General features: G+C 70.0%; 22 protein-coding genes and 1 pseudogene. 10 read left to right on the top strand and 13 right to left on the bottom strand.

Annotated elements, in window-relative coordinates; all coding sequences use genetic code 11:
* Positions 1–90: 90 nt before the first annotated feature.
* The 5 genes from FPZ41_RS11260 to FPZ41_RS11280 form a co-directional block, all read right to left on the bottom strand.
* Positions 91–1,116: a TerC/Alx family metal homeostasis membrane protein gene (locus tag FPZ41_RS11260; protein WP_322620093.1), complete on the bottom strand. Its 1,026-nt coding sequence runs from the start codon at positions 1,114–1,116 to the stop codon at positions 91–93.
* Positions 1,117–1,402: 286 nt separating this feature from the next.
* Positions 1,403–3,487 (bottom strand): TerD family protein, encoded by a 2,085-nt coding sequence (locus FPZ41_RS11265; RefSeq protein WP_152861600.1) that lies wholly within the window; start codon positions 3,485–3,487, stop codon positions 1,403–1,405.
* A 46-nt stretch (positions 3,488–3,533) separates the two neighbouring features.
* Positions 3,534–4,112, bottom strand: a complete 579-nt coding sequence (locus tag FPZ41_RS11270; RefSeq protein ID WP_131562268.1) for a TerD family protein — start codon at positions 4,110–4,112, stop codon at positions 3,534–3,536.
* A 181-nt stretch (positions 4,113–4,293) separates the two neighbouring features.
* Positions 4,294–6,423, bottom strand: a complete 2,130-nt coding sequence (uvrB, locus tag FPZ41_RS11275; RefSeq protein WP_152861601.1) for an excinuclease ABC subunit UvrB — start codon at positions 6,421–6,423, stop codon at positions 4,294–4,296.
* Between the two features lie 40 nt (positions 6,424–6,463).
* Positions 6,464–7,345 carry an MHYT domain-containing protein gene (locus tag FPZ41_RS11280; RefSeq protein WP_152861603.1) on the bottom strand — a complete coding sequence of 294 codons (882 nt, stop codon included), beginning with the start codon at positions 7,343–7,345 and terminating at the stop codon, positions 6,464–6,466.
* Between the two features lie 279 nt (positions 7,346–7,624).
* Between FPZ41_RS11280 and FPZ41_RS11285 the strand changes: the two genes are divergently transcribed.
* Both FPZ41_RS11285 and FPZ41_RS11290 read left to right on the top strand, forming a co-directional pair.
* On the top strand, positions 7,625–8,497 hold the full coding sequence (locus tag FPZ41_RS11285) for a glycerophosphodiester phosphodiesterase (RefSeq protein ID WP_152861605.1): 873 nt from the start codon (positions 7,625–7,627) through the stop codon (positions 8,495–8,497).
* 97 nt (positions 8,498–8,594) lie between these two features.
* The gene (locus FPZ41_RS11290) at positions 8,595–9,149 is read left to right on the top strand and encodes a methylated-DNA--[protein]-cysteine S-methyltransferase (protein ID WP_152861607.1); all 555 of its coding nucleotides are present in this window, start codon (positions 8,595–8,597) and stop codon (positions 9,147–9,149) included.
* Between the two features lie 71 nt (positions 9,150–9,220).
* Here FPZ41_RS11290 and FPZ41_RS11295 read toward each other — a convergent pair whose 3' ends face one another.
* Positions 9,221–9,649 carry a VOC family protein gene (locus FPZ41_RS11295; protein ID WP_152861649.1) on the bottom strand — a complete coding sequence of 143 codons (429 nt, stop codon included), beginning with the start codon at positions 9,647–9,649 and terminating at the stop codon, positions 9,221–9,223.
* A gap of 99 nt (positions 9,650–9,748) precedes the next feature.
* On the opposite strand from FPZ41_RS11295, the gene FPZ41_RS11300 reads away from it, so the two are divergent.
* Both FPZ41_RS11300 and FPZ41_RS11305 read left to right on the top strand, forming a co-directional pair.
* A complete protein-coding gene (locus tag FPZ41_RS11300; RefSeq protein ID WP_322620094.1) occupies positions 9,749–10,657 on the top strand; it encodes a pseudouridine-5'-phosphate glycosidase in 909 nt (302 codons plus the stop codon).
* A 47-nt stretch (positions 10,658–10,704) separates the two neighbouring features.
* On the top strand, positions 10,705–11,700 hold the full coding sequence (locus tag FPZ41_RS11305) for a carbohydrate kinase family protein (RefSeq protein WP_407698773.1): 996 nt from the start codon (positions 10,705–10,707) through the stop codon (positions 11,698–11,700).
* A gap of 24 nt (positions 11,701–11,724) precedes the next feature.
* Here FPZ41_RS11305 and FPZ41_RS11310 read toward each other — a convergent pair whose 3' ends face one another.
* Positions 11,725–12,519, bottom strand: coding sequence for a methyltransferase domain-containing protein (locus FPZ41_RS11310; RefSeq protein ID WP_152861611.1), 795 nt, complete (start codon positions 12,517–12,519; stop codon positions 11,725–11,727).
* Positions 12,520–12,794: 275 nt separating this feature from the next.
* Between FPZ41_RS11310 and FPZ41_RS11315 the strand changes: the two genes are divergently transcribed.
* Positions 12,795–13,922 carry a magnesium and cobalt transport protein CorA gene (locus FPZ41_RS11315; RefSeq protein WP_152861613.1) on the top strand — a complete coding sequence of 376 codons (1,128 nt, stop codon included), beginning with the start codon at positions 12,795–12,797 and terminating at the stop codon, positions 13,920–13,922.
* Positions 13,923–14,057: 135 nt separating this feature from the next.
* Here FPZ41_RS11315 and FPZ41_RS11320 read toward each other — a convergent pair whose 3' ends face one another.
* The 3 genes from FPZ41_RS11320 to FPZ41_RS49410 form a co-directional block, all read right to left on the bottom strand.
* Entirely contained in the window at positions 14,058–14,486 is a 429-nt protein-coding gene (locus FPZ41_RS11320) for a CBS domain-containing protein (RefSeq protein WP_131570179.1), read from the bottom strand.
* 218 nt (positions 14,487–14,704) lie between these two features.
* Complete coding sequence (locus FPZ41_RS11325; RefSeq protein ID WP_152861615.1) at positions 14,705–15,346, bottom strand: nucleoside/nucleotide kinase family protein; 642 nt, start codon at positions 15,344–15,346, stop codon at positions 14,705–14,707.
* Between the two features lie 34 nt (positions 15,347–15,380).
* Positions 15,381–15,509: a hypothetical protein gene (locus FPZ41_RS49410; RefSeq protein ID WP_265584212.1), complete on the bottom strand. Its 129-nt coding sequence runs from the start codon at positions 15,507–15,509 to the stop codon at positions 15,381–15,383.
* Between FPZ41_RS49410 and FPZ41_RS11330 the strand changes: the two genes are divergently transcribed.
* The 3 genes from FPZ41_RS11330 (at position 15,500) to FPZ41_RS11340 (ending at position 18,581) form a co-directional block, all read left to right on the top strand.
* Positions 15,500–16,222, top strand: coding sequence for a DUF2293 domain-containing protein (locus FPZ41_RS11330; RefSeq protein WP_152861617.1), 723 nt, complete (start codon positions 15,500–15,502; stop codon positions 16,220–16,222). The two genes, FPZ41_RS49410 and FPZ41_RS11330, sit on opposite strands and share 10 nt — an antisense overlap.
* A gap of 105 nt (positions 16,223–16,327) precedes the next feature.
* Positions 16,328–16,807, top strand: coding sequence for an anthrone oxygenase family protein (locus FPZ41_RS11335; RefSeq protein WP_152861619.1), 480 nt, complete (start codon positions 16,328–16,330; stop codon positions 16,805–16,807).
* Positions 16,808–17,093: 286 nt separating this feature from the next.
* Positions 17,094–18,581, top strand: coding sequence for a glutamate synthase subunit beta (locus tag FPZ41_RS11340; protein WP_152861621.1), 1,488 nt, complete (start codon positions 17,094–17,096; stop codon positions 18,579–18,581).
* A gap of 268 nt (positions 18,582–18,849) precedes the next feature.
* On the opposite strand, the gene FPZ41_RS11345 is transcribed toward FPZ41_RS11340, so the two are convergent.
* The 3 genes from FPZ41_RS11345 to FPZ41_RS11355 all read right to left on the bottom strand — a co-directional run bounded on the left by FPZ41_RS11345 (position 18,850) and on the right by FPZ41_RS11355 (position 20,891).
* Positions 18,850–19,653: an SAM-dependent methyltransferase gene (locus FPZ41_RS11345; protein WP_152861623.1), complete on the bottom strand. Its 804-nt coding sequence runs from the start codon at positions 19,651–19,653 to the stop codon at positions 18,850–18,852.
* A gap of 101 nt (positions 19,654–19,754) precedes the next feature.
* The gene (locus FPZ41_RS11350; protein ID WP_131570168.1) at positions 19,755–20,030 is read right to left on the bottom strand and encodes a DUF397 domain-containing protein; all 276 of its coding nucleotides are present in this window, start codon (positions 20,028–20,030) and stop codon (positions 19,755–19,757) included.
* A complete protein-coding gene (locus FPZ41_RS11355) occupies positions 20,031–20,891 on the bottom strand; it encodes a helix-turn-helix domain-containing protein (protein WP_131570166.1) in 861 nt (286 codons plus the stop codon).
* Positions 20,892–21,137: 246 nt separating this feature from the next.
* Here FPZ41_RS11355 and FPZ41_RS11360 point away from each other — a divergent pair, with 246 nt between their 5' ends.
* Together FPZ41_RS11360 and FPZ41_RS48160 are read left to right on the top strand one after the other, a co-directional pair.
* Positions 21,138–21,863: an ATP-binding protein gene (locus FPZ41_RS11360; protein ID WP_322620095.1), complete on the top strand. Its 726-nt coding sequence runs from the start codon at positions 21,138–21,140 to the stop codon at positions 21,861–21,863.
* Positions 21,864–21,880: 17 nt separating this feature from the next.
* Positions 21,881–22,189, top strand: a pseudogene (locus tag FPZ41_RS48160) (hypothetical protein); the annotation flags it as partial.
* Between the last annotated feature and the right edge of the window lie 124 nt (positions 22,190–22,313).

Raw genomic sequence — 22,313 nt, forward strand, 5'->3', positions numbered from 1 at the left:
GCCTCGTACGACTCGAAGACCGGCAAGCACCGGGAGCGGTGATCGGCATTCGCCCAACGGCGCTCCCGGTGCTCCCGGTGCTGGTGGTCGCTACGTCTGAGGCCGCCCGGCCTCGACGCTGTCCTGCGAAGTGCCTTCGGTCTCCTTCTGCGCCGTCTGCGCAGCCTCGGCCGCCGCCTGCTTCTTGGAGGCCATCAGGCTGGTGATCGTGGTGACGATCAGGACGCCGCAGATCACGCCGAGCGAGACCGGTATGGAGATCTCGGGGACGTGGACGCCGGACTCATGCAGGGCGTGCAGCACCAGCTTCACGCCGATGAAGCCGAGGATCACCGACAGGCCGTAGGAGAGGTGCACGAGCTTCTTCAGCAGGCCGCCGATGAGGAAGTACAGCTGGCGCAGGCCCATCAGCGCGAACGCGTTGGCCGTGAACACGATGTACGGGTCCTGGGTCAGACCGAAGATCGCCGGGATCGAGTCGAGCGCGAAGAGCACGTCCGTCGTACCGATGGCGAGCATCACGACCAGCATCGGCGTCATGACGCGCTTGCCGTTCTGCTCGATCCACAGCTTGGTGCCGTGGTAGCGGTCGGCCACGCCGAAGCGCTTCTCGGCGGCCTTGAGCAGCTTGTTCTCCTCCCAATCCTCCTCGGCCTCATCGGCCCTGGCCTCCTGGATCAGCTTCCAGGCGGTGTAGATCAGGAAGGCGCCGAAGATGTAGAAGACCCAGGCGAAGCTGGAGATGATCGCCGCGCCCGCGGCGATGAAGATCGCGCGGAGCACGAGGGCTATCAGCACACCGACGAGCAGTACCCGCTGCTGGTACTGCGAGGGCACCGAGAACTTCGCCATGATCAGGACGAAGACGAAGAGGTTGTCGACGCTCAGCGACTTCTCGGTGATGAAGCCGGCGAAGAACTCCCCGGCGGGCTGACCGCCGGAGAAGACGAGCAGGCCGAGCCCGAAGAGCGCGGCCAGGACGATCCAGACAACCGTCCAGATCCCGGCTTCCTTGATCGATACGTCGTGGGGTTTGCGGCCGATGAAGAAATCGACCGCGATGAGGGCGGCAAGGCCCACGATGGTCAGGACCCACAGGGTCGTGGAAACATCCACTGCGCCTCCGGCAGTACGTAACGGCAAAAAGTCAGCGTCGTCGCTGCCGGAGGTCTCTTCCACCCGTGCCACCGCTGGCGTCTGACACGCCTGGTGCCGCCGGGCCGACGCCCCGGGATCTGGCCAGATCCGTATTGACGGGTACGCCGCAACTGGTAGGGAGTACTCCCCTCCGTACGGAAAACAGTACTCGAATCACCAAGGAAAGGTAAAGTGATGAGTAAAAGAAGATCAAAAACCGCTGGTCAGCGGGGATTGCTCAGGCTTGCCGCATCACTCGGTCGGGTCAACGGTTCCAGGAGCGGCGAGCCGTCGCGACCTGGGTGAGGACGTGCTGCAGGACCTGGCTGCCGGGCGGGACGAGCGCGGGCTCGTACGTCCACGCATGCCCCACCCAGGGGTCGGCGAGGTGGTCGTCGGGCACGGGAGTGAGTCGCAGTAGCGAACGCCAGAGCGGGTCGAGCAACGGTCCGTACGCGGCGGCGTCCTGACGGTCGGCGACCATCATCAGATGCACCCCCACGGCCGGGCCCTCGTCCGCGAGGTAGCGCAGCTGTGTGACGGCCCGGTCGTCGAAGCCGTGCGGGAAGTCGTTGACGATCAACAGCTGTTCGGACACGTCGATACCCGGGGGCAGCGCGTCGGGTGCGCCGCCGCGCACCGCCATCTGCACCAGGTCGACACGCTGGGTGAGCCGCGCCAGAACGTCGGCGACGCCCGCGGCGCCGGCGGCGGGCGGAGCCGCGAGCACACCGGTCTGCACCAGCGGCGCGAGCGCGGACGCGCCCGTACCGGCGGGGTCGATGACGTGCACCGAGAACTCGCCCGGCGGGTGGACCGCGAGGATCCGCGCGGCGAGTGCGGCCGCCGTCTCCAGGGCGAGGGCGCGCAGTTCACCGGAGTCGACGAGCGATGCGTGGCCGGACTCCGAGTAGCCGCTGTCGATCCACAGGCCCCGCTCCAGGGGCAGGCGGACCAGCATCGGGATTCTCACGTTCTCGCTCTCGGGCAGGTGGAGGTCGCCCAGACGCAGGGCCATGGGGATCTCCATCGGGACCCGGTAGGCGTGCCAGGCGGGGTTGTCCCAGCGCGCGTACGCCGGGGGCAGCGCGGGCTCGACGACGTCCGCCTCGGCCCTGAGCTGGGTGAGGTCCCGGTCGAAGGCTTCCCTGGCGCGGTCGACGAGCTGGGTGTGCTTGGCCCGGGCCGTCTCGCGCGCGGCGTCGCCCTGACCGCCGATGCGGCTGCGCGGATCGGACAGGACCGTGTCGAGCTCCTGCTCCATGCGCGAGTCGGCGAAGTCGACGGCGCTGCGGTAGGCGGCCGTGGTGCGGGCCAGGTCCTCGAACATGCCCCACACCTGGTTGTAGAGCCGCTCCTCCATGGACCAGCCGGTGGCGTCGCCGGCGACGGGCTGCGCGGACTGTCCCGGCTGGGCCACAGGCGCGGTCGGCGGGGGCGCCGCGGTCCGTCGGCCGGGGTGCGTGTAGTTGATGGGGCCGCCGCCCGCGGTGGCTGCGGCGGGCGGGTCCGTCGGCGCGGGGCCCTGCTGCGCTCCCGCACCGTGATCGGATCGTGTGCCCTGTGGGCCGGCCGCGTAGGGCGACGAGGGGTCCTGGGCGGCCGCCGCCGAGTAGGGGGAGGTGGCGCCCTGGGGGTCCGAGTTGCCGTAGGGGCTCTGCTGCGGCGATGCGTTCCCGGGAGCGCCCTGGGGTGCGGTGCCGCCGTGGGTCTGGTCAGGGCCCTGCGCGGGTGCGGCGGCGTGCCGGTGGCGGTCGGCGTCGGGCGTCCGCGGTGGGGGTGCCGCCACCGAGCGGGCGAGCCCCTGGGCCACTGCCTCGTTGATGCTGCCCGCGAGCTGCCGGGCTTCCGGCAGGCCCTGGTCGGTGAGGAGTTCGGCGAGGCCGCCCGCGTACCCCTGGCCGACCGCGCGAACCTTCCAGGCGTCCTGCCGACGGTAGAGCTCCAGGGCCACCACGGCCGACTCGGAGTCCAGACCGGTGATGGTGTAACTGGCGACCTCGGTGCCGTCCAGGCCGGTGACGGCGAGGAAGGGAGCGGCGACCGTGCCGAACCGGACCGGGCCCCCGACCCCGGACGGCAGGGCGAGCAGCACGCTCACCCGGTGCACGGCCTGCGGTATGGCGTCCAGGTCGACGGCGAGTCGGTGGTCCGCCGCCGCTTGCCTGGACACCTTGAGGCCGGGCAGCGTGGGTGCGCCGGGGTGGGCCACCCAGTCCGCTCCGTGCACCTTGCCGTGCTCGTCGCTGAGCGTGGCACCGGCCACGATCGGCTTGCCGGCCGAGACGCGGACCTCCAGTCGGACCTCGGGGAGCGGATGGTTCTGCCCCCGGACCAGCTCGGCCGTCATCGCCTTCGTCCCCCTGTGTCGCTGTGTGCGCTGTGCGTCGGGCTGCCTACAGGACCGGCAGGATCGCCGGCATCAGGTCCTGGAAGGTGCGACCGTTGGCCGCGGAGCCGAGGGCCGTCATGTTCCAGCCCTGGCCCACCCTGTGCACCTTCGCCATGATCTGGGCGGTGTAGTTGCCGCCGCCGTCCAGCGTGTAGCGCGCCAGCTCCTGGCCGTTGGTCTCGTCGACCAGGCGGCAGAACGCGTTCTGCACCTCCTGGAAGGTCTGGCCCGTGAAGGAGTTCACGGTGAAGACGATCTGGTCGATGTGGACCGGGACACGCGCGAGGTCGACGAGGATGGCCTCGTCGTCGCCGCCCTGACCGACACCGCCGACGAGGTTGTCACCGGTGTGACGCACGGAGCCGTCATCGCTGACGAGGTGGCGGAAGAAGACGACGTCGACCGGCTGCTTGTCCGCGAACAGCACGGCCGAGGCGTCGAGGTCGATCTCCCGGGTACGGGAACCGAACAGCCCACGCCGCGGGGCTGCCTGCCAGCCGAGCCCCATGCGCACTGCGGTCAGCGTGCCCCCGTCGTTCTTCTGCAGGCTGATGGCCTGCCCCTTGGTCATGTTGACCGTCACGCGCTGTCCCCTCTCGAACTTTCCCCTGTTGCCGCGGAGTCCGCGGTTGTCCAGCACCCTATTGTTCGGCGCGGACAGTGCCGAACCCTGGGTCGCACTTTGTGTCGGTCTTGCAACACAGCGCGCCCATGCCGGTGGCGCGGGGCCCTCTCCCGGTACCCTTCCCGCCTCTGGCGGGCTCTCAGGACAGACCTGCCTCCTGCATCTGCCGCAGCTCCTTCTTCATCTCGGACACCTCGTCGCGCAGCCGGGCGGCGATCTCGAACTGGAGGTCGGCGGCCGCCGCACGCATCCGCTCGGTCATCTCCTCGATCTGCTCGGCAAGTTCGGCCGCCGGACGGTCAGTCGGCACGGCTTCCTTGCGCTTGCCCTTGGCGGACTTGGCACCCTTGGCCGCCTTGCCCGGGACGGGGGTCTTGGCGCCCTTGCCGTCCGCCCCCTTGCGGTAGCCGGTGCCGAGCAGCTGCTCCGTGTCGACGTCCTCGCGAGCGATCTGCGCCACGATGTCGTTGATCTTCTTACGGAGCGGCTGGGGGTCGATCCCCTTCTCCTTGTTGTACGCGATCTGCTTCTCCCGGCGGCGGTTGGTCTCCTCGATGGCCTTCTCCATCGCCGGGGTGATCTTGTCGGCGTACATGTGGACCTGGCCGGAGACGTTGCGCGCCGCGCGGCCGATGGTCTGGATGAGGGAGGTGCCGGAGCGCAGGAAGCCCTCCTTGTCGGCGTCGAGGATCGCCACCAGGGAGACCTCCGGAAGGTCGAGGCCCTCCCTCAGGAGGTTGATGCCGACCAGGACGTCGAACTCGCCGGAGCGCAGCTCCCGAAGCAGCTCGACGCGGCGCAGGGTGTCGACGTCGCTGTGGAGATAGCGGACCTGGATGCCGAGTTCGAGGAAGTAGTCGGTGAGGTCCTCGGCCATCTTCTTGGTGAGCGTGGTGACCAGGACGCGCTCGTCCTTCTCGGTGCGCTCCCGGATCTCGTGCACCAAGTCATCGATCTGGCCCTCGGTGGGCTTGACGACTACCTCGGGGTCGACGAGGCCGGTGGGGCGGATGATCTGCTCCACCGGGCCGTCCGAGCGGGACAGCTCGTACTGCCCGGGGGTCGCCGACAGGTAGACCGTCTGGTCGATGCGCTCCTGGAACTCCTCCCACTTGAGTGGGCGGTTGTCGAGGGCGGAGGGCAGCCGGAAACCGTGGTCCACGAGGGTGCGCTTGCGGGAGGCGTCGCCCTCGTACATCGCGCCGATCTGGGGCACGGTGACATGGGACTCGTCGATGACGAGGAGGAAGTCGTCCGGGAAGTAGTCCAGCAGCGTGTTCGGCGGGGAGCCGGGGAGGCGGCCGTCGAAGTGCATCGAGTAGTTCTCCACGCCGGAGCAGGAGCCGATCTGGCGGAGCATCTCAAGGTCGTACGTGGTGCGCATGCGCAGGCGCTGGGCCTCCAGGAGCTTGCCCTGCTTCTCCAGCTCGGCCAGGCGTTCCCCCAGTTCCTTCTCGATGTCGTTGACCGCGCGCTCCATGCGCTCGGGGCCCGCGACGTAGTGGGAAGCCGGGAAGACGTACAGCTGCTGGTCGTCGCTGATGATCTCGCCGGTGAGGGGGTGCAGTGTGGAGAGCGCCTCGATCTCGTCGCCGAACATCTCGATGCGGACGGCCAGCTCCTCGTAGACCGGGAAGATCTCGATCGTGTCGCCCCGGACCCGGAAGGTGCCGCGGGTGAACGCCATGTCGTTGCGCGTGTACTGGATGTCCACGAAGCGGCGCAGCAGGTCGTCACGGTCGATCTCGTCGCCGACCTTGAGGGGGACCATCCGGTCCACGTACTCCTGTGGAGTACCGAGGCCGTAGATGCAGGACACCGAGGCGACCACGACGACATCGCGGCGGGTGAGCAGCGAGTTGGTCGCGGAGTGGCGCAGGCGCTCCACCTCCTCGTTGATCGAGGAGTCCTTCTCGATGTACGTGTCCGACTGCGGGACGTACGCCTCTGGCTGGTAATAGTCGTAGTACGAGACGAAGTACTCGACGGCGTTGTTCGGCAGGAGCTCGCGGAACTCGTTCGCCAGCTGGGCGGCCAGGGTCTTGTTCGGCGCCATCACGAGGGTGGGGCGCTGAAGCTTCTCGATCATCCACGCGGTGGTGGCGGACTTACCGGTGCCGGTCGCGCCCAGCAGGACGACGTCCTTCTCACCTGCTTCGATACGCCGGGCGAGCTCGGCGATGGCCGCGGGCTGGTCGCCACTCGGCTGGTAGGGGCTGACGACCTCGAAGGGCGCCACCGTGCGTTCGATCTTTGATACGGGCCGCATGGAATCCACCGTACGACCCCGCACTGACAACGGGCCCTGATCACCAGTTCTGCGGGGTGCGGGGGCTCGACCGCCGGGGGCGCCGGTGGTGCTGGCGGGAGCTGGAGGTGGGGCGCCGGCCGAGGTGGGCGGCGGTGGCGTGGGCCGGGATACCGGGGCGCTGCTCGGTGGAGTTCCAGGCGGTGGGCTTGCCCATGACCATCAGCGGGTCGAACATCACGACGACACCGGCGAGGAGCAGGAAGGCGAGCGGGCCGATCATCATCGGTGCGAGCAGGGTGGCGGGAGACTCGCCCGCAGGGGTACCGCCGGCGGCGCCGTGCAGGTGGACGCTGAGGGCGCCCATGCCCGTGTAGTGCATGCCGGTGACGGCGAGCCCCATGACGAGGCTGGCGCCCACGCTCCACAGGAAACCGCGGACCTGTCCGGCCGCCCACAGGGCGGCGGTGGCGGCCACGACGGCTATGACGACCGAGACGGACACGGTGAAGGTGTTGTACGTGAGCTTTCCGTTGAGGCGCATGCCCGCCATGCCCAGGTAGTGCATGGAGGCGACGCCCAGGCCGGTGATGGTGCCGCCGGTGAAGAGGGCCGTTCCGGTCGCCCTCTTGTAGCCGACGATGAAGATCCCGATACCGACCATGACGATCGCGACGGCCAGGCTCGCGAACGTGGTCGGCATGTCGTAGTGGATCGGGGTCTCCCGGACCGTGAAGCCCATCATCGCGATGAAGTGCATGGTCCAGATGCCGGACCCGATCGCCGTCGCTCCCATGGCTAGCCATCCGGCCCGCCAGCGGCCGGCGACGAGCATGGATCTGGTGGTGCAGCGCAGGCCCAGCGCACCACCGAGGCAGGCCATGAGGTAGGCCACCAGCGGCGTGACAAGTCCGTAGCTGAAGCCGTCGACCGTGCCCTGCATGCGCGGCTGCCCTCCCACCCTGTTGGATCACGAGTTCCCTGAAATACCCCCCGCCCCGAGACCGCCGACAGCAGTCAGGGGTGTGGCAGAGAGTATGACCCCCACCGGAATGGTCGAACGATTTTCCGGCAAAGAAACACGGCTCTGCCCCACTTGTGCGGTGCTGGTGAGCGGACTTGGGCAACTCCATTCAATTCGTGGCCATTCTGCACCCCCCTCTCGTTGACCCTCTGCTGTCACTCTGGAGCTGTCCGTGATCGCTCGACGCGAGGAGTACGCATGCACATGCGCGCTGTTGCCACCGCGAGCACCGCGCTCATGGGGGCCACCGTCCTCTTTCTCCCCACCTCCCCCGCCCAGGCCTCCAACGCGAGCGACAACCCGCTCGTGGTGGCCCACCGGGGAGCCTCCGCCTACGCGCCCGAAAACACCCTGGCAGCCGTCGACAAGGCGGCCAAAATGGGCTTCCGCTGGGTCGAGAACGACGTCCAGCGCACCAAGGACGGCGAACTCGTCGTCCTCCACGACGCCTCACTGGCCCGCACGACGAACGTGGAGGAGGTCTTCCCCGGCCGGGCGCCCTGGAACGTGCGGGACTTCACCGCGGCGGAGGTCGCGCGGCTCGACGCGGGCAGCTGGTTCGACTCCAGGTACGCCGGCGCGCGCGTACCGACGCTGAAGCAGTACATGAACCGTGTGTCGCACAACCACCAGAAGCTCGTCCTGGAGATCAAGAATCCCGCCCTCTACCCCGGTATCGAGCGGGAGACCCTCAAGGTGCTGAGCAACGAGGGCTGGCTCAGCCCGGCGCACCTCAAGAACAGTCTGGTCGTCCAGAGCTTCAGCGCCGACACCGTGCGGACCGTCCACCAGCTGCGTCCGGGCGTCAAGACCGCCTTCCTGGGCACTCCCGCGGTCACGGACCTGTCCGAGTACGCGGCGTTCGCCGACCAGATCAACGCGTCGTACACCACGATCTCCCGCGGCTACGTCGCCGCCATCCAGGCGTTCAACGGACCGCACGGCAAGCCGATGGAGATCCTCACCTGGACCGTGGACGACGCGGACAACGCCCGCCGCGTCGCCGGGTACGGCGTGGACGGCATCATCACGAACAAGCCCGACGTGGTCCGGGCGGCGACGGAGAGCTGACGGAAGGCCCCTGGGACCGGGTTCCCGCCCGGGGCGTGGATGTGCGCGTGCGTCCTTGCCCCGGGCGTTGTCAGTGGCGCGCCGTACGGTGGGTCGCATGAACAGCCATGGGCAGAACGAACAGCAGGTCGTGTGGGCCGTGGTCGGCACGGACATCGGCCCGTTGCTGCTGGCCGCGACCCGCGACGGCCTGGTGAACGTCGTGTTCCACGCCACGGAGGCGGTCCGGGACAAGGCGCTCGACCGGCTCGCGTCCCGGCTCGGCACCGAGCCCGCCGAGGTGCCGGACTCCCCGCTGCTGACCGAGGCGATACATCAGGTCGCGGCCTACTTCGCGGGCGAGCGGCACGACTTCGACCTGCCCCTGGACTGGTCGCTGATCTCCGGCTTCAACCGCCAGGTGCTGCGTGAGCTGGCGTCCGGCGTGCCGTACGGCGCGGTCGTCGGCTACGGCGACCTGGCCCGGCGGGTGGGACAGCCGGGCGCGGCCCAGGCGGTGGGCGTGGCCATGGGCTCGAACCCACTGCCGGTCGTGGTGCCGTGCCACCGAGTCGTCGAGAGCGACGGTGGGATCGGCGGGTTCGGAGGGGGTCTGGAGACCAAGCGGCAGCTGCTGGCACTGGAAGGGGTGCTCCCGGAGCCGTTGTTCTGAGGTTCCGCAGGGTGGAGGAGTACCCGCGCACGCGTGGGCACCCTTTTTCGCGCGCCCTGGCACCGCGTGACCTACTCGTAGTGCCGCGCCTCGAACACATTGCCGTCCGGGTCGCGGAAGTAGAAGCTGCGGCGGGCCATGCCACGGGCGCCGAACGCGTCGTACGAGAAGTCCGAAACGGGAACGTCCCGCTCCTCCAGCCGGCCCCTCAGGGCCTCGAAGCCGTCGGCCTTGTAGGAGAGACACACGTGGTTGACGGGGTGGCCGGCGCTGTCGGCCGCCCCGGGCACCATGGTCATGTGCCCGGCCACCGTGCGCGGCATGAGGTCGAGGATGGTCTCCTCGTTGACCCTCACCGAGGGGAACGGCACCTGGCCCGCGGCGTACTCGGTGAGCCTCACTGGCCGCAGTCCGATCGCCTTCTCGTAGAAGTGGGCCGCGGCGATCGGGTCGCGGACCCAGAGGACCACATGGTCGAGACGTGTCGTGTCGTCCGTCATGTGGGCCAGGCTGGTGGTGTCCCCCACGAGCCGCAAGGGTTTGGCCGGGCGCGTCGCCCGCCAGAGATGAGGGAGAACCGGAAGACAGGAGGCAGGCACGTGGTGCTGGTGGTGTCCGAAGAGGTGCGGGAGGCGCTTTACGCGCGCCGTCCCGTGGTGGCCCTGGAGTCCACGATCATCGCGCACGGGCTGCCTCGCCCGCGCAACCTGCAGGTCGCGCTGGAGCTGGAGGAGGTCGTGCGACGGGAGGGCGCCGTCCCGGCGACGATCGCCGTGCTCGACGGGCGGCCCCACGTCGGCCTGGACAAGGTCCAGCTGGAGCGGGTCGCGAACGAGGACGGGATCCGCAAGCTGGGCCATCGGGACCTGCCGCTCGCCGTGGCCTCGGAGGTGAGCGGTGCCACCACCGTGTCGGCGACCGCGCAGCTCGCGGCCCTCGCGGGCGTACGGGTGTTCGCGACAGGTGGGCTGGGCGGGGTGCACCGGCAGTGGACGGTGACCCAGGACGAGTCCGCCGACCTGGGGTTGCTGGCGCGTACCCGGATCACCGTGGTGTGCGCGGGCGTGAAGTCGATTCTGGACGTGCCGGCGACACTGCAGCGACTGGAGACGCTGGGGGTCGCCGTCGCCGGGTACGGCACGGACCGCTTTCCCGGCTTCTACCTGTCCGACTCGGGGCATCCGGTGGACTGGACGCTGGAGTCACCGGAGCAGGTGGCGGAGGTCATGCGCGCTCAGGACGCGCTCCGCGGGCCGGAGTCGGCGCTCATCGTCGCCAACCCCGTGCCCGAGGAGGAGCAGCTCGATCCCGGACTCCACGCGCGCGTGCTCGCCGACGCACTGCACGCGTGCGAGGAGGAGGGCGTCACGGGGCAGGCCGTCACGCCGTTCCTGCTCGACTATCTGGTGCGGCACACCGACGGCGCGTCGCTGAGCGCGAACCTGGCGGCGGTGCGCGGGAACGTCCGTCTCGCGGCCCGCATCGCGGCGGCCTGGGCCGGGGTGTGACCGGTCCCGGCGGGCAGGAGGGGAGACGGGGCGGGGAAGGGCCTGGAGTGGTTCCGGCGCCTGCCGACCGGGGCGAGGAGCCGTCAGGTACGGGCACGTCTCCTTCCGGTGGCGCTCTGCTGGTCGTAGGGGACGTCGTCACCGACATCGTCGCCCGGCACCGTGGACCGCTCGCGTCCGGGACCGACACCGCCGCGTCGGTGCGGACCCTTCCCGGTGGTGCGGGCGCCAACGTGGCGTGCTGGGCGGCTTACTGGGGCTGTGCGGAGGTACGGCTGCTCGGGCGGGCGGGCACGGATGCGGCCGCGTGGCACGAACAGGAGCTGACGGCCTGTGGGGTACGGCCGCTCCTCGTCGTCGATCCGGTGGCGCCGACCGGGACTGTGATCTGCCTGGTCGACACGGACGCGGCGGCCGAGCGGACGTTTCTGACGGACAGCGGGGCGTCCCTGCGGCTCGACCCCGGCGACTGGTCGGACACCCTGCTCAACGGGGTCGCCCGGCTGCATCTGTCGGGCTATCTGCTGTTTTCCGAGCCGAGCCGGGCGCTGGTGGCGGCCGCTCTGGACGCGGCACGTGCGCGTGGCGTGCCGGTGAGCCTGGATCCGGCGTCGGCAGGTTTTCTCACGGAGCTGGGTGTGGACCGCTTCCTGGAGCTCGTCGAGGGGATCGAGGTACTGCTGCCCAGCCGCGACGAGGCGTGTCTGCTCACAGGCCTGCCCGATCCGTCGGACGCGGCGGCCAAGCTGAGCCGCCACGTTCCGTTGGTGGTCGCCAAGCAGGGGGCTGACGGTGCGCTGGTGGCCCGGTCCGGCACTGTCCACGCGCGCGTGCAGGTCGCCCCTGCTACGCCCCGCGACACCACGGGCGCCGGCGATGCCTTCACGGGCGCCTTCCTCGCGGCCCTGCTCGCGGGCGCCGGGCCCGAGGAAGCAGCGGGCGAGGGGTGCCGCGCCGGGGCGCTGGCGGTGCAACGAGTGGGCGGGCGGCCGCCCGTGGCGAACCGGCAGCGACACGCGAGACCCACCGGGCCCATGGCTTGAGGGGCTCCGGCTCCCGCCCCGGCCCTATGCCTTCCTTCCCCACGCGGAGATCATCGGCGCCGTGGCAAGGTCCATCGTGCCGGTGGCCACGTTCGCGAGGTGCTGGTCGATCTCCTGTTCGGTAGCGAGGCCCGACGAAACGAGCTGGTCGCGGACCTGCCGGATCGTCGCGGACTCCAGGGCGGCGCAGGCCGGCGAGGCAACCGGGAAGTACGCGTCGGCTTGGACGCAGCGCAGACCGGCCTCCCGGAGCAGCCGGGGCAGTGTGCGGCCGTACCCGAGGTCGGCGCCGCGCTCGGAGAGCAGGCTGCGGAAGCCCTGGCGCAGCCGGTTGGCCAGTTGTTGCTCCGGGCCGTACTCATCGGGGCAGAGCAGGGGCTGCAGGGCCGGGTCGGCGTCCTCGATCAGGATCCGCCCACCGGGCCGCAGCGCGTTGATCATGGAACGCAAAGCTCGCTCCCGGTCCCGCACATGGACCAGGACCAGCCGGGCGTGCACGAGGTCGAAGCCCTCCCCCGGCGCTTCGTCCGCGCCCACGTCGTGGACGCGCACCTCGACCGGCGGGCGGGCTGCCGAGGCCATCAACGAGGTGTCGATGTCGGTCGCGAGGACCTTGCCGGTCGGACCGACCTTCTTGGCGAGCCAGGAGATCACGGAGGTGCCGCCCGCGCCGACCTCCCAGCAGCGCCAGCCCGACCCGATGCCAAAGCCCTGGAGGTGCCGGAACGTGATGGGATCGAAAAGGGTGGCAAAGGCATCGAAACGCTCGCCCGCCTCGGCCTGCTGGTTGTCGAGAAGATACCCGTCGGTTCGCGTCATGGCGCGATCATCCCATTTGACTGCCATGTCAGCACATTGACGCCCACACGACTCCCGTCCCCCGCCCCGGCAGCAACTCGGCAGGCACGCACACACGCCGGAAACCAGCGGCACGACCAGCCGGCCAGCCTGGAAGCGGAGCGGAATGTTCCGTTCCCACAGGCTTACGCGTCACTCGATTCATGCTGGCAGACTGGCCACGGCAAGGCACGGAGTGCGGCGCGTCCCGGGGGCGAACTGCGCACACAAGGGGAGATCCACGCGAGGAGATCCAGATGTCCATGGCAGGGAATCTGCGGAAGGTCACGGGCCTCGACAAGGTCGGCGGCCTGCGCGGGGTGGCACGGCTGACACGGCGCCGCGTCCGTGTCGATCTCAGCCACCCGGCCCGCTCCCCGCTGGGCTCCGCGGTGGTCAACTGTGTGACGTACCAGGACGGGGTACGTGTACCCGGCAGCCGTGACCTCGTCGACGCCGTCGAGCATGTCCGCAAGACGGACGAAGGCTTCGTCTGGCTGGGGCTGCACGAGCCGACGGCGCGCGAGTTCGCGAGCATCGCCGAGTTGTTCGGGCTGCACCCGCTGGCGGTCGAGGACGCGGTCGAGGCCCATCAGCGCCCGAAGCTGGAGCGCTACGGCGAGACGTTGTTCGCCGTGTTCAAGACCGTCTGCTATGTCGAGCACAAGGAGCTGACGGCGACCAGCGAGGTGGTGAACACCGGCGAGATCATGGTTTTCGTCGGCACTGACTTCGTGATCACGGTGCGGCACGGCCGGCACGGCTCACTCGGACCGCTGCGCGAGGAACTGGAGTCGAACCCCGAGCAGCTCACCAAGGGACCGGCCGCGGTGCTGCACGCGATCGCGGACCACGTGGTGGACGACTATCTGACCGTCACGGACTCGGTCCAGGCGGACATCGACCAGGTCGAGACGGACGTGTTCGCGGAGAACGGCGCGCGGGTGGACCCTGGTCGCATCTACCAGCTCAAGCGCGAACTGCTGGAGCTGAAGCGGGCGGTGGCCCCACTCGCCCGCCCGGTCCTGGAGCTCGCCACCCGGCCCGAGCGGGTGGTCGCCCCGGAGATTCAGGCCTACTTCCGGGACGTCTCAGACCACCTGCTGCGGGCCACCGAGCAGATAGCCGCGTTCGACGAGTTGCTGAACTCGATCCTGCAGGCACATCTCGCGCAGGTCAGCGTCGCGCAGAACGAGGACATGCGGAAGATCACGGCGTGGGCGGCACTCATCGCCGTCCCGACGATGGTGTGCGGGGTGTACGGAATGAACTTCGACTACATGCCGGAGCTGCGGTGGAAGCTCGGCTATCCGATGGTCTTGGTGGTCATAGCCGTCGCCTGCACCGCCCTGTACCGGGGCTTCAAGCGCAACGGCTGGCTGTGATCTCCCCCGCCCGGAGCGGAGGGGTCGTACCTCGACCCGTCCGGAGACCGAGCGAGGGCGCGCCCTCAGTGGACCGACATGGACCGAACTGACGTGAACTGACGGACTCAGTCAGCCCGGGGCGAACCGGCGGAGTCAGCCCGGGGCGCCCTTCGCGTAGACGCTCTCGACCCAGACCCCGATCTGCTCCTCGGGCAGATGCTCGGCCAGGTCGGCCTCGCTGATCATGCCGACGAGGCGCTTGTTCTCGATGACCGGAAGCCGGCGGATCTTATGCCCGGTCATCTCCCGGAGCACTTCGCTGACATCGGCGTTCGCGTCGATCCAGCGCGGCGTGCCCTTGGCCATCTCGCCCGCCGTGACGCGTGACGGGTCATGTCCCATGGCCACACAGCCCACGACGATGTCGCGGTCGGTCAGGATGCCACAGAGCCGTTCGTTCTCGTCGCTGATGGGCAGGGCTCCGACATTGAGCTCGCGCATCAGCTGCGCGGCACGGTCCAGGGTCTCGTGGGCGGGAATCCACTGGGCGCCACGGTGCATGATGTCTCCGGCGGTGGTCATGAAGTACCTCCCGGTGCCGGACGGCCGGCGCGGTGCGGGGACGCACCGCTAGTCCCGACCCCCTACATTCTCGCCGCGCCGCCGGGGGGACGCACCCGGAGCGTCACGGCTCCGGCCGACCCCCCGCACCCCGCAGGACCCCCTCGGGCCAGGGCTGGGGGCCTCAACCGGCCCGAGGAGTCAGGCCGAGAAACCGATGCGGAGTGCCGCGCCCGGGCTCAGCCGCTCCATGCGGGGTGTCGTGGGTCGTCGGCGCGTACCAGGACATCGGCCGTCGCCGCCGGGTCGGTTTCCGCCGTGTAGCGCTCGTAGGCGGGGAGGGTCCAGTGCTCGGCCTCGGGTGTACGGCGGCGAAGGGCGCCCGCCGAGAGGAGGACGTGGACCGACAGGTCGAAGGGGAACCAATGCTTCAGAAGGAGGGGACCGTGCAGCAACAGGAGCCCGCCAGGTGGGAGTTGGACGTAGGGACTTCGGGAGGCGCGGTCCGTCGTGGGATCCCAGAGGTCGGGCAGGACACGGCCGTCACCACCGGGTTCGAGGGGACCGAAGACCTCGCGCCAGAGGGCGGCCGTGTCGAACCAGCCGCCGTAGTACGACTCCACGTCCTCGTGCCCGTACTCGAACCGGAGGGACGCGGGGCGCAGAAAACCCTGCGCGCCCACGACGAGCGAGGGCCGACCGCGCACGCGCAGTGCATCGGAAACACGCTGGGCGAGATCGCCGGGGCCTGCGGCGGGGGCTCCGTCGAAGGCGATGCGGGGCCAGGGGCTGCCGTCGTCCGGCTTCAGGTCGAGCAGGCGGTCGGCGAGGAGGTCGCCGAGCCGCTCCCAGGTGATCGCTTCGAGTCGCACACGGCCCATGATGCCCCGCGAGGCCATCCAGCCCTGAGAACGGTCAGGGGCGGAAGACGGACTCCTCGGGTGCGGCATGGGCGGAGAGGAGCCGGGGAACGGAGACGCGCCAAGGGGGCGCGAACCTGGTGACGTGCAGGTCGAGCCGGGAAGGAACTGCATATGGCAGCACCAGCAACTCCCCTGTATCGCACCGGCCTTGTCGTGATCCAGGCGCTCAGGAAGAAACACTGCGCAGAGTGCCGCAGCGGGCCGCTGGCGTTGCTGGTGCTGGAGGAGGGTGTGCCGCGGTGTCTCGACTGCGTCGACCTCGGGCATTTGGTGTTCCTGCCGCGGGGTGACATCGCGCTGACGCGGAGGTCGCGGGAGGAGAGCTCGCTGTCCGCGGTGGTGGTGCGGTTCGACCGGCGGAGGAGCCGGTACGAGCGGCAGGGTGTCCTCGTCGAGGAGGCCGCGCTCGCCCGGGCCGAGGATCGGTGCCTGGCGGACGCGGAGGCGAGGCGACGGCGTCGGGTGCGGGACGCGCGGCGGCGGGCGGAGGAGGACGTGCGGTTCACGGACGCGTTCGCGGCGGAGATCCGGCGGCTGTTTCCCGGGTGCCCCGCCGGGCGGGCGGGGGCCATCGCGGCGCACGCCTCGCTGCGCGGCAGCGGGCGGGTCGGGCGGAGCGCCGCAGGGCAGGCGCTGTCCGAGGCGGCCGTGACCTCGGCGGTCATCGCCTCCGTGCGGCATCTGGACACGCCGTACGACCAGTTCCTGATGAGCGGGGTGCCCCGGTACGAGGCACGTCGGCGGATCGCGCCGGTGGTGGAGATGACTTTGCGGGAGTGGCGGGAGGCCGGAGAGGGCAAGGAGGCCAGGGATGAAAGGGATAACGGGGAGTGAGTATGGGGAGCAAGAGGAGTACGGGGAGTGACGCCAAGGGCCGGTCAGGCTCTTGGATTCGGGGGATGAGGCGGGAGCGATTCGGGGGATGAGGCAGGAATGGACATGATCGATGGACCGTACTTTGTGCTGACGGTGCTGGGGGTGCTCGGTACGGGTCTGGTCGCCGGGGTGTTCTGCGGGTTCTCGACGTTCGTGATGAGAGGGATCGCCGCGCTGCCGCCCGCGCAGGGGGTGGCAGCGATGCAGTCGATCAACGTCGCGGCGCTGAGGCCGGGCTTCATGCTCGTGTTCGTCGGGTCGGCCGTGCTCTGCGCCGTGCTGGCGGTGGTCACGTTCGTGCTGTGGCCGGATGAGGGGACGGTGGAGTTGCTGCTGGGGAGTGTGCTGTATCTGTTCGGGTGCTTCGGGGTCACGGTGGTGGCGAACGTCCCGCGCAACGACGCCCTCGCCAAGCTGGACGCGGGCACACCGGAGGCCGCAGCGTACTGGCCGACGTACGTGAGCGAGTGGTCGACGTGGAACCACGTCCGGGGCATCGCCTCCGCCGCCGCGGCGATCTCGTACATACTCGCCCTGACCTGATTCGGATACGCGGGCGCCACCCGGGCGGCCTGAGAGGGACAGGCTCGCGTGCCTGGAGCGAACAGGCCTGCACCCGGCCGGGGCGTATGCGACGACCGCGACGTATCGTGGCGGGAAGTAGAGAGTGCCGCCCGAAGGCGTACGGCCTCGCGCAGACCGGAGACCGCAGTCCGCAGTCCGCAGTCCGCAGTCCGCAGTCCGCAGTCCGCAGTCCGCAGTCCGCAGTCCGCAGTCCGCAGGTCATACGGCCATGCCGTACACGTATGTGATGTAAGGGGACACGGCCATGGCCGATCCCAAAGGTTTTATGAACACCCCACGTGAGGAATGGCCTCGTCGGCCCGTCGAGGAACGGGTGCGGGACTGGGACGAGGTGTACGTTCCCCGGGCCCTGCTGCCGATCATCAGCAAGCAGGCCGACCGCTGCATGGACTGCGGCATACCGTTCTGCCATGACGCCTGTCCGCTGGGGAACCTGATACCCGAGTGGAACGACCTGGTCGCGCGGGAGGACTGGCGGGCGGCGAGCGACCGGCTGCACGCCACGAACAACTTCCCTGAGTTCACCGGGCGGTTGTGCCCCGCGCCCTGCGAGGCCGGGTGCGTGCTGGCGATCAACCAGCCCGCGGTCACCATCAAGAACGTCGAGGTCGCCATCGCCGACCGTGCCTGGGAGGAGGGCTTCGCGCCGCCCAGGCCGCCGGACCGGCTCACGGGGCGGACGGTCGCGGTGATCGGCTCGGGGCCCACCGGACTCGCGGCGGCCCAGCAGTTGACGCGGGCCGGGCACACCGTGGTGGTGTTCGAGCGGGCCGACCGGATCGGCGGGCTGCTGCGGTACGGCATCCCTGCGTTCAAGATGGAGAAGCGGCACCTGGACCGTCGGCTGGAGCAGATGCGGGCCGAGGGGACGAAGTTCCGTACATCGACCGCGGTCGGGCGGGACATCGGGGCGGCCGAGCTGCGGGCACGGTACGACGCGGTGGTGATCGCCACCGGGGCCACCGCGTGGCGGGAGCTGGACGTGCCGGGGCGGGAACTGGACGGTGTCCATCAGGCGATGAAGTACCTGCCGCTGGCCGACCGGGTGTGCGAGGGGGACCTGGAGGTGTCACCGCTGTCGGCCGCCGGCAAGCACGTGGTGATCGTCGGGGGCGGTGACACCGGGGCGGACTGCCTGGGGACGGCCGTGCGGGAGGGCGCGGCGTCGGTGACCCAGCTGGACATCTACCCGCTGCCGGAGGCCGAGCGCGACGAGGACGCCGAGCCATGGCCGACGTATCCGAAGATCTACCGGCTCTCGGCGGCGCACGAGGAGGCGCGCGATCTGAGGACGGCGCCCGCGGCGGACGCCGACGCGCGGTTGTTCGCGGCGTCGACACTCCGCTTCACGGGGGACCCGGACGGGCATGTGCGGTCGCTGCACCTGGTCGAGGTGGACGCGCAGCGACGCCAGGTGCCGGGCACCGCGCGCACGCTCCCGGCGGACCTCGTCCTGCTCGCCCTCGGCTTCTCCGGGCCCGACCGGGCGGACGGGCTGATCGACCAGCTCGGTCTTGCGCTCGACCGGCGCGGCTTGATCGCCCGCGACGCGGACTTCGCGACCGGCGTGCCCGGCGTGTACGCCGCCGGCGACGCCGCCCGTGGGCAGTCCCTCATCGTGTGGGCGATCGCTGAGGGGCGGGCGGTGGCAGCTGCCGTGGACCGCCAGCTGACGGGCGCGATGAGGCTTCCGGCGCCGATCGGGCCGTATGACCGGCCCATGACGGCGTAGCCCCGAGGACCGTGCCAGGGCTGCTGGATCGCGCGGACCGTGCCAGGACTGGTGGAAGGAGCGGTGGAGGCAGTAGTGGAAGGAACTGTGCGCACCCTTCGCCGGGTCGCCCCAGCCGTCCCGGCCGTCCCCGACCGCCCCGGGAGCACTACCGCCCACTGCCGCCCCGACCGCCACCCACGGTGATCACGCTCGGTTGCCCGGCGGAACGCACCGCGCCGTACACAGAGCCCTCAGAGCCGACTCCGCATACGGCGCGGGCCCGACGTCACGCCTTGCGGCCCACCGCCCCGTAGCCCGGGATGACGTCGTCGTCCTGCCCCGGCACGGGCTCGCCCAGCTCGGGGTGCCAGTCGGTGACCAGCGAGACACCGGGATCGACGAGTTCGAGGTTCTGGAAGAAACGGCCGACCTCGTCGCGGGAGCGCAGCGCCAGGTTGATGCCACCGGCCCGGTAGGTCTCGACCGCCGCCTTCGACTTCTCCGGGGTGAAGTCCGCCGTGGCGTGCGACACCGTCAGACAGCTACCCGGGGGCAGCTGGGACATCAGTCGCTCCACGAGGTCGTACGCGCCGTCCTCGTCGGTGACGAAGTGCAGCAGCGCGACGAGCGAGAGCGCCACGGGCCGGCTGAAGTCCAGGACCTCCTTGGCCCGCTCCACGATGGCGTCCGGCTCCCGCACGTCACCCTGTACGTACTCGGTCACGCCCTCGGGCGTGCCGCGCAGCAGGGCCGCCGCATGGGCCAGCACGATCGGGTCGTTGTCGCAGTACACGACGCGGGCGTCGGGCGCGACCTGCTGGGCGATCTGGTGCAGGTTGGGCTCGGTCGGGATGCCCGTGCCGATGTCCAGGAACTGGCGGATCCCGCTCTCGGCCAGCCAGCGCGTGGCGCGGTGCATGAACGCGCGGTTGACCCTGGCCATCACCGGTGTCCGCGGGTCGAGGGCGAGCATCTTGCGGCCCAGTTCCTCGTCGACGGGGTAGTTGTCCTTGCCGCCGAGGAACCAGTCGTACGTCCGTGCCGGATGTGGCTTGCTCGTGTCGAGCTTCAGGGGGCCCTGCCCGGTCATGAGGCACTCCATAAGTTGTCGGTGCGGCAGTTGGTGATCAATTCCACCAATCCCACGCTCAATTCACTATCAAAATTAGGAAAGTTGAGTAAACAAAGGACTCAAGACAGCAGGAAGTCGGCCTCCCCCGCCTTCGCACCCTCGATGAACGCGTTCATCTCGTCGGGCGTGTAGATCAGCGCCGGACCATCGGGGTCGGTGGACTGGCGTACGGCGATCCGGCCGTCGGCGAGCTTCATCGCCTCCAGGCAGTTGCCGCCGTTGCCCCCGCTCCAGGGCTTGTGCCAGCCCTCACTGCCCAGTTCCCGGGCGGGCATGCCGTTGTAGGCGCGCATGTGCGACTGCTGCTTGCGGGACTGGGGCTTGATGCGATCCATTCACAGCTCCTTGCGGAGATCCCGGAGGATCTCCTTCGTGCGATGTGCTGTGGCGGCCTGGGCCGCCATGCGGTCCATGACTTCGAGGTGGGTTGCCACTTCGTGGCGCGCGTCCAGATAGACGGCGCCGGTCAGGTACTCGCTGTAAACCATGTCGGGAAGCTCCGGCACGGCGAATCGGAACAGCACGAAGGGCCCGTACGTGCCCGGGTGCGGCCCCCGGTCGAACGGCACGATCTGCAACGTCACGTTGGACAACCTCGTGGCGTCGAGCAGCCTGTCGATCTGGGCACGCATGACCTCGGGGCCGCCGACGGGACGGCGCAGGACCGTCTCCTCCATCACGGCCCAGAAGCGGGGCGCGTCCTCACGCGTCAGCAGTCCCTGCCGCTGCATCCGCAGCGCCACATGACGCTCGATGTCCTCGGGGCTGGTCTGCCCGATGGCGCCCGACTCCAGGACGCCACGGGCGTACTCCTCCGTCTGCAGCAGTCCGGGCACGAAGTGGGGTTCGTACGAGCGGATGGTGCTCGCCGCGCCCTCCAGGCTGACGTACATCGAGAACCAGCCCGGCAGGATGTCGTGGAACCGCTGCCACCAGCCGGGTCTGTTGGCCTCCTCGGCCAACTGGACGAAGCCCTCGGCCTCTTCGTCGGAGATGCCGTACGCCTTCAACAGGAGCTGGAGGTACGGGATCTTGAGCGCGACCTCCGCCATCTCCATACGGCGGACCGTGGCGGGTGCGACACGCAGGATGCCTGCGGCCTCCTCGCGCTTCAGGCCCGCCCGCTCCCGCAGATCCAACAGGCGTCGGCCGAGGACGACCTGACCGACCGTCGGTGCGGACCTTGGCTCGCTCACCGCGCACCTCCTCCTGGCCCCGTAAGCCCTGCTCCTCCTGGTCTCGACAGCCCTGCGGCGCCCGTCCGAAGCCTTGCCGTGCCCGTGTGTGTCGACGTGCTCACACACCTGTGCACTCGTGCAGGGATCCAACTGGCGCCGCGTCACGTGCTGTTACCGAGCAGTGTGCCACGACCGTTCAGAGAGTCACACCGCACTCTGCAATTTTCAAAGTGACACTTGCCAAGTGTTCGAGGCGAGGAGATAGTGGCAAGCGTGATTCCGCCTGCGCCCTTAGGAATAGAAGCCGCCCGGGACCGGTTCGGTCCCGGACCGGCGGCCCTGGTGCACCCCGGCACGGCCGCCGGGCGCCGGTTCCGCTTCGAGCTGGCCGCACACCCGGGTTCCGTGGCTCACGCCCGGCGGTTGACGCGCGCCCGGCTGTCCGGCTGGGCCCTCTGCGAGGACACCTGCGACACGGCCACACTGGTCGTCTCCGAGCTGGTCACCAACGCCATCGTGCACGCGGCCGGCCGTCGGGTCGTCTGCGAGCTGCACGACCGTGACGACCTCGTCCGGATAGCCGTACGTGACGAGGGGCGCGCTCCGGGTGAGCCGCACCCCGCGTCGCAGCGACCGGAGGAGGAGCACGGACGGGGTCTTCTTCTCATCGAGGCCATGTGCCGGGCCTGGGGCGCGCAGGACGCGGGCCCTGGGCTGCTGGTCTGGGCGGATGTGCCCCGTGGTGTCATCCCGGCTCAGCACTCCTCGGAGGCGTCGCACCCGGCGGACTCCGCGCTCCCCCTGAACACGGTGCCGCCCCCGGCTGACCGCCGCAGCCAGGACACGGCCGCCCGGTCCGACCTGGGCTGGAGCGCGAAGAAGCCACCGGCCGAGGACCGCGGCAACGGGGCGGAGGCTGCGCACAGGACGGGGACGGGGACCGTGGGGGTCCCCGCGGCCCGGCGAGGCCGAGAGCGGGGGACTGTGTGACGACGTCGACCGGTGCGATTTCGGCGGGTCGTACGGCCCCGGTGGTATGCCTGGACACCCTGGTCCGCCTCCGGCGCTCTCAGCGGCCCCCCGAGGCGCTCCGGCGGCTCGTCCTGCCCGAGGGCATGACCGCCCCCATGGGCTGCGACGCGGTCGGGGTGCCCGCGGAACTGGGCCCCGAGGTGCTGCCCCGGCTGCCGCGCGTGGGATGCGTGTACGCCGACGGGACGCGCTGGTGGTGGCTCGTGCCCTCCGACTCCGACTACGCCCTGACGTGGCCGGAACCCGCCCGGTACACCACGGGCGCGGTCCTGCCCGACACCCCGGCCGGCCGTTCTTGCCACCTGTGCGCGTCGCGCGTTTGTCCGAGCCGGGCGCTTTCCCCACCCTGGGCCTCCCCCGATCGTCGACGAACGGCCACTATCGCGGGGCGGACCGCGGGGGACCAGA

Source organism: Streptomyces acidicola, assembly GCF_009377235.1.
GTDB lineage: Bacteria > Actinomycetota > Actinomycetes > Streptomycetales > Streptomycetaceae > Streptomyces > Streptomyces acidicola.

Bases quoted from the DNA above. Each gene is read 5' to 3' on its own strand.
- FPZ41_RS11265 (WP_152861600.1), bottom strand. From the start codon at position 3,487: ATGACGGCCGAGCTGGTCCGGGGGCAGAACCATCCGCTCCCCGAGGTC.
- uvrB (WP_152861601.1), bottom strand. From the start codon at position 6,423: ATGCGGCCCGTATCAAAGATCGAACGCACGGTGGCGCCCTTCGAGGTC.
- FPZ41_RS11280 (WP_152861603.1), bottom strand. From the start codon at position 7,345: ATGCAGGGCACGGTCGACGGCTTCAGCTACGGACTTGTCACGCCGCTG.
- FPZ41_RS11285 (WP_152861605.1), top strand. From the start codon at position 7,625: ATGCACATGCGCGCTGTTGCCACCGCGAGCACCGCGCTCATGGGGGCC.
- FPZ41_RS11290 (WP_152861607.1), top strand. From the start codon at position 8,595: ATGAACAGCCATGGGCAGAACGAACAGCAGGTCGTGTGGGCCGTGGTC.
- FPZ41_RS11295 (WP_152861649.1), bottom strand. From the start codon at position 9,649: ATGACGGACGACACGACACGTCTCGACCATGTGGTCCTCTGGGTCCGC.
- FPZ41_RS11310 (WP_152861611.1), bottom strand. From the start codon at position 12,519: ATGACGCGAACCGACGGGTATCTTCTCGACAACCAGCAGGCCGAGGCG.
- FPZ41_RS11315 (WP_152861613.1), top strand. From the start codon at position 12,795: ATGTCCATGGCAGGGAATCTGCGGAAGGTCACGGGCCTCGACAAGGTC.
- FPZ41_RS11320 (WP_131570179.1), bottom strand. From the start codon at position 14,486: ATGACCACCGCCGGAGACATCATGCACCGTGGCGCCCAGTGGATTCCC.
- FPZ41_RS11325 (WP_152861615.1), bottom strand. From the start codon at position 15,346: ATGGGCCGTGTGCGACTCGAAGCGATCACCTGGGAGCGGCTCGGCGAC.
- FPZ41_RS11330 (WP_152861617.1), top strand. From the start codon at position 15,500: ATGGCAGCACCAGCAACTCCCCTGTATCGCACCGGCCTTGTCGTGATC.
- FPZ41_RS11335 (WP_152861619.1), top strand. From the start codon at position 16,328: ATGATCGATGGACCGTACTTTGTGCTGACGGTGCTGGGGGTGCTCGGT.
- FPZ41_RS11340 (WP_152861621.1), top strand. From the start codon at position 17,094: ATGGCCGATCCCAAAGGTTTTATGAACACCCCACGTGAGGAATGGCCT.
- FPZ41_RS11345 (WP_152861623.1), bottom strand. From the start codon at position 19,653: ATGACCGGGCAGGGCCCCCTGAAGCTCGACACGAGCAAGCCACATCCG.
- FPZ41_RS11350 (WP_131570168.1), bottom strand. From the start codon at position 20,030: ATGGATCGCATCAAGCCCCAGTCCCGCAAGCAGCAGTCGCACATGCGC.